The organism is Mesorhizobium sp. M7A.F.Ca.CA.001.10.2.1 (assembly GCF_003998575.1).
In the GTDB taxonomy this organism is placed as follows: Bacteria; Pseudomonadota; Alphaproteobacteria; order Rhizobiales; family Rhizobiaceae; genus Mesorhizobium.
Window position 1 is genome coordinate 1 of the sequence record NZ_RZQY01001167.1, and the last position, 846, is coordinate 846.

The following is an 846-nucleotide window of genomic DNA, read 5'->3' on the forward strand; positions in this document are numbered from 1 at the left end:
CTTGTAGTGGGTCGCCGAACTCACCCAGCTTTCGCCGACAAGAAGGACTTTTGTTTTCGCCATGATCATACTCTCCTGATTTCGTCGGTTGATGCGGTGTTCCGCGCCAGGTCGAAACGTCGATAAGCCATTGTTTCAACTGGCCATCACGGCATTGTTCGCCAGGGCCGCAGCCTTCAGCGTGGCAAAGTCTGCGATGTAACCCTGCGCGCCTTCAACCGTTGTCGTCAGGCTCGCCCCGATTGCCGCATAGCGCGCGGCGTCGTCGAGCGACGCGCCATGCAGCCAAAGGGCAAGGAAGATGCCGGCAAAGCTGTCGCCGGCGCCTGTCGCGTCGACGCGATTGACCGGCAGCGCCGGCACCTCGATCTGCGGACCGCCATTCGCCGGAAAAACGACGGCGCCGAACTCGCCGAGGGTGAGCACGACCGTTCCCCGTTGTTTGATGCGTGATAACATCACTCGCACCTCTTCGATCGTCGTCGCCATACGGCTGCGAAAGTCGAAGATTTCCCGTATCATCACATCGTTGATGAAGGTCAGATCGATCTGTTTGACCATCTGCGAGAAGGTTTCCGGCGTGCGTGCGCTTTTGGGAAGACCGGCCGAATGCAGGCTCACCTTCCAGCCCGCCTGATGAAAGCGAGCGATGGACGCGGTCATCGTCTCGTAGTGGAAGCCTTCGATATGAAGGCAGGCCGGACGTTGCTCGGGCTGGATATCCAGATTGGCTGTCAGGTCGACCTCGCCAAGCTCGAACGGTTCGCTGATGATCGTCCGGCTGCCATTGCGCTCGATGATCACGATCGCCTGGGAGAGGCGGTTGTTGGGCGGGGTGGGGGTCGG

Annotated in this window: 1 protein-coding gene; it reads right to left on the reverse strand. The window is 60.2% G+C overall.

The features are described from left to right. Window positions 1–135: 135 nt before the first annotated feature. The coding region (locus EN964_RS35905; RefSeq protein WP_164776515.1) for a carbohydrate kinase family protein at window positions 136–846 on the reverse strand (711 nt) is incomplete at its 5' end.